The sequence below is a fragment of the Microcystis sp. M079S1 genome, assembly GCF_020246425.1.
In the GTDB taxonomy this organism is placed as follows: Bacteria; Cyanobacteriota; Cyanobacteriia; order Cyanobacteriales; family Microcystaceae; genus Microcystis; species Microcystis aeruginosa.
Window position 1 is genome coordinate 1 of the sequence record NZ_JADBSZ010000203.1, and the last position, 7,225, is coordinate 7,225.

Genomic DNA, 7,225 nt, shown 5'->3' on the forward strand with positions numbered 1-7,225 from the left:
AAAAGATATTTATCAGAAAAGTCATGATCAAGCTAGAGGTTTAAAGACTGATCGGGTTCCAATTATTTTTATTAATAAATATTTTACACAATTCATACCAGGTAAGCAAGAGGGCTACGCCACTACTACCGAATCATTACCTGGTAATCAATTGCTTCTTTTTCCTAACGTCTAATTGATAATGATTTTAAGTCTTGGAAGGTCAACACACTGTCGTTTGTACTTCGAGGCGAGCGCTCTGTTCAAACCCTCATTCTGTAAAGCTTCTGGGGTTGGTGATCGCACTTTTTGTGAGAAATACGGGTTTTGTAAAAAACGAGCGGCTAAATTTCTCGATTCCCTATCTCTATAACGGTCAAGAACGTGAATACTATCCAGATTTTATTATCCGATTGAAATCCACAGAACCCCGCTATCTTATCTTCGAGACAAAAGGGTATCGATACGATGGTACGGAGGAAAAGAAGGCGGGCGCGGAACGCTGGTGTAGGGCGGTTAACGCTGACGGTCGCTTCGGCACTTGGGAATACAGGCTCTGTAAATCACTGGAAGTAATCAAGGCTTTAGATGAAATTCAAAAAAACCTTGATTAAATTTCTGTACAATTTTACTTTATCCCCATAGTTCATTTCTCGTGTTCGGCAAGTAATCTTTGGGTTAAAATCGACTTGCTCCAAACTATTAGGTAAAACAATAAAATTAAGATGGGTTTTGAAACAAATTTATCCCCGCCCCTGGACTGCCTCGCTATCGAATCCCTAGTGCAGAAATGTCTTGCTGCCAAAGGGGTCGGTGTGATAAAGTGGGAAGCGGAGATTGATGATAGGGTTGCTCATTTGTAGGGGCTAACCGATGAGGAAATAAAGATTATTAGGGGAGAGTAAATTTTATTATGCAAGTCGCAGAAAACAATATTTTAACAAATAATGCAATTCCTAACGAAACTGTAATTTTCATACCTGGATTATTCCATGAATAAAAGGGATATTATTTTGATATTCTGAGCGAAGGACTTGAAAATCAAGAGCGGCTAAACTTGAAATCAATAGGTGATGTAAGTATTCCTGGTCATACTGGTAAAAAATTTGGAATCTATTCGGGAAAAGATTTATTAAAAGAAATTCACATCTATGAAGCTTTTTGGCTCGACATCATTGCTGAGGAAAAATTAAGCAGTAAAGATTTAAGAGCAAAATTACTGGAGGGAAGTTCTCTTTTAATATATTGGTAAGGATTCAGGTGCCTCAAATGCAGTCACAGAGCGGCTTATAAAATCTCAGAACTCGCTAAACTAACAGTTTCATTCTCAATAAGCACGAAAATTAAGGCTTTCAGCGTTTCTTAATGAGAATGAGGATTTTGCCATAATTCGCCTAAATGCTTACACAGCATGGGTTTGACTGCTTTTTGTATGACCTGAATCCTTACATATATTGGCTATTTTCTTCTATATGGATAGCTTTTTTTGAAGTTCCTTCTTTAATTATAGGATTGACAACATCTTTATTTGCATTAGTATTTTGGTATTATGGAATTGTCGTAACAGTCATAAAAGATATAGCAGAAAAAGATAATATACTTGGACAACCAATTCCCAAAGATTGGCATCAATATACTGATGCAATTGTACAAGTCTTAGATAACTGGACTATATTTATATTTATAGGAATTGTTCTATCTTTTGTGGGTGCTATTTCTTTAGATAAGATGATAGACCAAGCTTATTTTATCAAAAGATATTTAGGTAATATTGGAGGGATTGCCTTAAGAAATAAAATTCGTTCTAGGCTAAAAAAAATTACCGATGACATTCTCGATAATTACGACAAAGTAACAATTTTGGCTCATAGTTTTGGGTCGGTCGTTGGGACTGATTTTCTAGCCGATTATCGTTCCCAAAAAACTTTAAATTATATTATTTTAGGAGGAAATCTAAAGCTGCTTTCTTATCGTTCTACATGGATTAAAGAAGAAATTAGCAAATGTCTCAATAACCAAGTTGTTTCAAAATGGTATGACTACTACTCGAAGCAAGACTGGCTAGGAGCGGAAACGCCGATTCCGTCAATAAGCAATTCAGAAAAATTCGAGTCCCATGAGTTTCCTATTCAATGTTTTTTTATGGATCGACTGTTCGGAATAACTCACATAGCTTATTTATCAGATCCATCTTGGGCTGAAATCTGGATGAAAGACTGTTAATAATCATGCCCATCCCCGACTACATCGACAACTCCACCCAGACCCTCCAAACTCGCCTTAATCAGTTGCTTGAGGACAATAACCAGAACGTTCTGGACTGAATGTGTTAGGAATAGTTAATAAACCGGAATAGCGAGATAGAGCGATAATGAGGAAGCGATCTGACTATTTGATAGGGTCATAATCTGAGATTTATTTATTTTAGCTGTGTCAGTCCAGTAGGTTAAAAATGCAACAACTATCGGGTCCGGCATGGCCAGTAAACGATCGCTTTTTAGAACTTCGTTCTCATTGGATGACCCTGATCGGGGAACACCTGCAAGACGATCGAGGACAACTATTAGAATACTGGCGGGTTGAAAAAGCTGATTCCGTCATCGTTCTGCCCGTTCAAAACTCGATGATACTGCTGCCCGCTCCCAGTTATCGCCCCGGACTGGGAAAAATAACCCTCGATTTCCCCGGTGGTCGGATTTCCGAGGGGCAAGACCATCGCGAGGCGGCGTTAATGACTCTAAAACGAGAATTAGGAATTGAAGCGACGGCAGTAACCCGATTAACTCCCCTAAACAGCGAGGGTTGGGCAGTAAATAGCTCCTTTTCCAACCAGAAACTTTACGGTTTTAGTGCCGATATCGACGGCGGCCTATCTACCAGCGAACTATTGACCTATCCAGCTAATGCGATCGGAGTCAAGGATTTGCTCGATTCCCTCACCTGTTTGCAGTGCCGCACCGTCCTGCTGGAATGGTGGTTAAAACAAATCGAAGGGTAGTAAAAAATTATCCCCTAGTAAAAATTAGATACGGGGGCGATCGAGTTATCGGGTTCTGTCTCATCGATGACGAGATGAAATCGGTGGCGATCGAGTTATGGGGTTCCATCGATGGAAGAAGGTTATAGCTGGAGTTACCCCATACATACATACCATAATAGCCGAAAACCCTTATCCATCAATGGATGCACCCGTTAACTTTTCTTAATGTACCCATGTAATTTGTAACATTTCTTAATGGACAAGAATTCTCTCGATTTGCTAGAATGGTAGTCATGTATATAGAAAAAGTTCCTAACCGTAATTCCCCTCCCGCCGTTCTTCGACCTGATTCCTATCGAGAAGGAGATCAAGTCAAAAAAAGAACCCTCGCCAACCTCTCAAAATTACCCGATGATATTATAGCAATTCTCTGACTTATGAGGTACAGTAGCAACAGTGAGTAAACCAATTGCGAATATCTTTTTGAGTAACTTCTAACATAGCCAATTCAATCCCTTCTATTAAGTCTTTGTAAGTTCTCGCCTTCAGTTTTCTTAACGTCGCTTTCACTTTTGACCAAAAGTTTTCAATGGGAGAGAATTCGGGAGAATAAGGAGGTAAATAGATGAGTCTAGCTTTTTCTTGTTCGATTATTTCTCTGACCATTTCTCCTAGATGAATCTTGGCTTTATCCATGATCAGACAGTCTCCTTCTTTAATTTTTGGCAGCACTTCCTTTAGAATAAATCCTTCAAATGTTACCGCATCCACTGCACCGTATATGTTGACTGATGCGACAACTTTTTCTAAGCTTATAGCACTAATTATTGAAATATTTCTCCCTCTTTTTTGTGGTTTTCTTCCCCGATCTCTTCGGCCAATTAAGGATCTAGCATAGAGTCTCAAAAGGGCTAATTTTACCGCCGATTCATCGATGAAAATTAGTTTTGATACCTCAATTTCCCGAACTTCTGACCAGTATTCCACTCTTTTTTGCTGTACCCTGTCACTTTCTTTTTCCGCCGCGTGTAGTGTTTTTTTTTGAAACTGTAATTGAGTTTTTGCGTAAGCCGCCCCAGGGTGGCTCTACTGACTTTCACCTGTGTCTTTTCATACAGTAAGTCCGATAATTCTTCGAGAGTTGCATCATTGTTAGCTTCGATGATTTCTATTAAAATTATCAGTTGTTCACTATTTAACTTGGTTGGCGGACTTCCCCCTTGCGGACGAGGACGGATATCTCCTGTTTCTTTATGTTGCTTCAATAACTTCTGAATAAAGCTTTTAGCCACGTCAAATCTCTGGGCTAGTCCTCGAATGGAAATTTTTTCTTTCTTCCAGACATCGATAATTTTTTGGCGAAAATCTACGGAATAGGGTCTCATAGGAAGCTGGTAAGTTCTATTATTTGTCTATTTGCTTTCCATTGTACCTCATAGCTCCAAGAATTGCTATATCGACAATTTGAAACTGGCTCTCAAAGGGGCAACACTGTCAATGACTGAAGGCATTCCCGCTCATTTTGAAGTGATTAGAAGTCTTCCTCATGGTCATGTGATGGCTATTTTAGAGACGATTATGGTTTCGGGACTTTTTTAGCCAAAAAAGTGCAAGAAACAAAGGTTGAGAAATCGATCCGAGGGACTCAAAACCCTTGCACTTTCGCTCTTCGATTTCGAAGGGTTCCGCTTCCAGACCTGCGAGGTCATTCTGTTATTCTGACTTCCCCTCCCGACGACCGGCTACTGACTCCTGACTCCTGACTCCTAAGTAGGGAGGCACAATTATTTGTAGGATGGGTTAGCGGTAGCGTAACATAATCGGGCGTTGGGTTTCATGCTTCAACCCAACCTACGTTCATCTTATATTTAATTCCACCTACCCACTTAACCCCACCAATAAACTTTTTCAGCAAACCCTAAGATAACTCGACCGACTTCCCTACAACAATCATGCGTTAGATTTATTGGGGGCTTCCCTGATTTGTAGCCAGTAACCGGCTGGCGGAAATTCTCTTAATCCCTCCTACAGCACAGGTTATGGCCCTTTGTCAACGGGGAAGTCCAGCAATTCTTTGAGCAGTTGCTCAAGCTGTTCTATCCGTTCTACCTTTAAGACTAACTGCACTACTAGCTGTCTGACGCTGGCGGTAGGTTGGTCTGACCCAATCCTCTGCGCCAATTCCTAGTATCTTCAGTAGCTGCTTTTCATCCATATCTCTCAGATTACCAGATTTCGTCCCCCCCTGAACGGTTACGAAGAAGTTGACTTTTTTTTAGGGCGTAATCGTAAACCCGTTAGTGCAGTAACTCCTAAAGCGATCGCCGAGGTCATTTCTGGGGTTGAAGTTATCTTTAAAATTTGCCCCTGTCCGCCCGCAAAGCCTTGATTGGCAACATAGATAGCTCCATCATCCCCAATTGCTAAACCCGTGGGAAAGGATAAACCCTCGTCTAAAATACTTTGACGAGTCCCATTAGGTGCTATTCTCCAAAGCTGACCGCTAAAATCTCCTGCCAGAAAATTACTAGCATATTCTAGAACATATAAACTACCATCGGGGGCGAAAGCAAGATCAATGATATTAGTAAAACCTGTCGCAAATTCTTCTAAATTGGTGCCATTAAACCGATAAACATTAGCCCCACCAACGGGAAAAGGAAATCCAGTAAGTTGCCCGATATAGAGTTGATTGTCCGGACCAATAGCCATCCCTGTGGGTACAGCTTGCATAGGAAAAGGATTCGGTAAGTTAGGAATAAAAGGCGGTGGTGTAACTAAGCGAACAGGAAAAGCAGCGATCGCTGTTATATCCCCGTTGCCATCAACTCTGAGCAAGGAATTTCCCCCCGCATCGGTGGCATAAATAACACCATTTTGCACAACGAGGGAGTAGGGATTACTATCAACTTCACCCCCATCAGGATTATTATCTCTCTCAAAATTGGCTAAATCTGCTTTTAGTGACCAACTAGGTGTTCCAGATAAGTTTATGGCAATTGCTTGGCCAAAGGCAGGAACACCTAAAGTATTATCTCTAACATCTGGATGGGTTCCCAAACCGATAATACCGAATAGCTGCCCTGATTGGTCGAAGTAAAGGTCTTGAAGACCAGTACCTTCATTGCCTGATGGTTGTTGAGCCAAGGACGGTAAATTATCGATCAAGTCCTCCGTTGCTCCCGTGGTTGTATTCAAACGAGCGATTGTGCTAGTTAGTCCAGAGCAAACTTGACTTTGACCTGTCACAATACAAGTTCCGTTACCACCTCTTCCTGCTTGGGCGATATAAAGCTGGCCATCAGGACCGAAGGTCATGCCCCGAGGATTATTTAAACCGCTTGCGAGAACGGTGGTAGAAATATTAGTGGCTAATATCGGAGCGGTTGGGCTAACAAAACCAACTGTGAGAGCTAGGGTGAGGGTTAACTTTTTGTTATTCATACCTTACTGCCAAGTTACTAATCATCAGACTATCTTACCTAGGTTAGTCCCGATAGGGAATCTAGCTACAAAAATTAACATCTAAAAAAGGCTGTATCTTGTTCTTCTACTTAAAAGCAGCATCAATCCTTCCACCTTTATCCCGAACTCAGGTTTTATTAGTAAATATTCTACACGACTCAGTCTAGATAAGCAAGATAGCTCACCACTACTACCGAATCACTACCCGCCAGGGAATTGCCAAAGTCAAGTCCCTGCGTTGGCGCGAGCTATTCTGGGCTATTTTATGGGTAAAGTGACATAATTCGTAAACGTTCAGGGGGGGGGTCAAGCAGCCAGTAGCATTGACTCTGTGGAAGGACTCTCTTGGGGCAGCAGAGAAGGAGAAGCGCTGCCCTTCCTAGAGGTGCGGATCGCCTCGGTCATAAATTCCAAGACATTGCGGTTTTGACGCAGAAGAGCCTTAAAAGCTCAAGATAAGATAGCTTTGAGAGTGGGCAAGGTCATTAATCGGTTTAAAGTCAATAAATACTATAACCTAGAGATAAGGTCAGAAAGTTTTTCCTATCAGCGTCAGCTGGAATTAATCGCTCAAGAAACGGCATTGGACGGTGTGTATGTGTTAAGAACTTCTGTGGAGTCAACCTTGATGGATGCAGCGACGACGGTTAAAGCCTATACAAGTTTATCTCAAGTGGAGGAGGCATTTCGCTGTTATAAGTCAATTGATTTAAAGGTACGTCCTATCTATCATTATAAGGGTGATAGAGTCAAAGCCCAGATCTTTTTATGTATGTTGGCTTATTATGTGGAATGGCATTT

Annotated in this window: 7 protein-coding genes and 2 pseudogenes; 7 read left to right on the forward strand and 2 right to left on the reverse strand. The window is 41.2% G+C overall.

Features of this window, described 5'->3' with window-relative positions; all coding sequences use genetic code 11:
- The first annotated feature begins 275 nt into the window (after positions 1–275).
- The 6 genes and pseudogenes from IM456_RS13300 to IM456_RS13325 form a co-directional block, all read left to right on the forward strand.
- Complete coding sequence (locus IM456_RS13300; protein ID WP_149987039.1) at positions 276–593, forward strand: hypothetical protein; 318 nt, start codon at positions 276–278, stop codon at positions 591–593.
- Between the two features lie 443 nt (positions 594–1,036).
- Positions 1,037–1,231, forward strand: coding sequence for a hypothetical protein (locus IM456_RS13305; protein ID WP_149987038.1), 195 nt, complete (start codon positions 1,037–1,039; stop codon positions 1,229–1,231).
- 146 nt (positions 1,232–1,377) lie between these two features.
- A complete protein-coding gene (locus IM456_RS13310; RefSeq protein ID WP_287694420.1) occupies positions 1,378–2,202 on the forward strand; it encodes a hypothetical protein in 825 nt (274 codons plus the stop codon).
- A gap of 229 nt (positions 2,203–2,431) precedes the next feature.
- Positions 2,432–2,977 carry an NUDIX hydrolase gene (locus IM456_RS13315; RefSeq protein WP_287694416.1) on the forward strand — a complete coding sequence of 182 codons (546 nt, stop codon included), beginning with the start codon at positions 2,432–2,434 and terminating at the stop codon, positions 2,975–2,977.
- On the forward strand, positions 2,950–3,105 hold the full coding sequence (locus IM456_RS13320; RefSeq protein WP_172970520.1) for a hypothetical protein: 156 nt from the start codon (positions 2,950–2,952) through the stop codon (positions 3,103–3,105). The genes IM456_RS13315 and IM456_RS13320 overlap by 28 nt, the downstream gene beginning before the upstream one ends.
- A gap of 147 nt (positions 3,106–3,252) precedes the next feature.
- A pseudogene (locus IM456_RS13325) lies at positions 3,253–3,381 on the forward strand (IS1634 family transposase N-terminal domain-related protein); the annotation flags it as partial.
- 13 nt (positions 3,382–3,394) lie between these two features.
- Here the strand turns inward: IM456_RS13325 and IM456_RS13330 are convergent.
- A protein-coding gene (locus IM456_RS13330) for an IS630-like element ISMae26 family transposase (protein WP_149987035.1) occupies positions 3,395–4,344 on the reverse strand; the annotation gives its coding sequence in 2 pieces (ribosomal slippage) (positions 3,395–4,002 and positions 4,002–4,344; 951 coding nt in all).
- 868 nt (positions 4,345–5,212) lie between these two features.
- A complete protein-coding gene (locus IM456_RS13335; protein WP_287694412.1) occupies positions 5,213–6,403 on the reverse strand; it encodes a ScyD/ScyE family protein in 1,191 nt (396 codons plus the stop codon).
- Positions 6,404–6,857: 454 nt separating this feature from the next.
- Between IM456_RS13335 and IM456_RS13340 the strand changes: the two are divergent.
- Positions 6,858–7,225: pseudogene (locus tag IM456_RS13340) on the forward strand (transposase); the annotation flags it as partial.

What these genes read in the sequence shown, in the direction of transcription:
- IM456_RS13320 (WP_172970520.1), top strand. Translation starts at nt 2,950, where the DNA reads ATGGTGGTTAAAACAAATCGAAGGGTAGTAAAAAATTATCCCCTAGTA.
- IM456_RS13315 (WP_287694416.1), top strand. Translation starts at nt 2,432, where the DNA reads ATGCAACAACTATCGGGTCCGGCATGGCCAGTAAACGATCGCTTTTTA.
- IM456_RS13310 (WP_287694420.1), top strand. Translation starts at nt 1,378, where the DNA reads ATGCTTACACAGCATGGGTTTGACTGCTTTTTGTATGACCTGAATCCT.
- IM456_RS13335 (WP_287694412.1), bottom strand. Translation starts at nt 6,403, where the DNA reads ATGAATAACAAAAAGTTAACCCTCACCCTAGCTCTCACAGTTGGTTTT.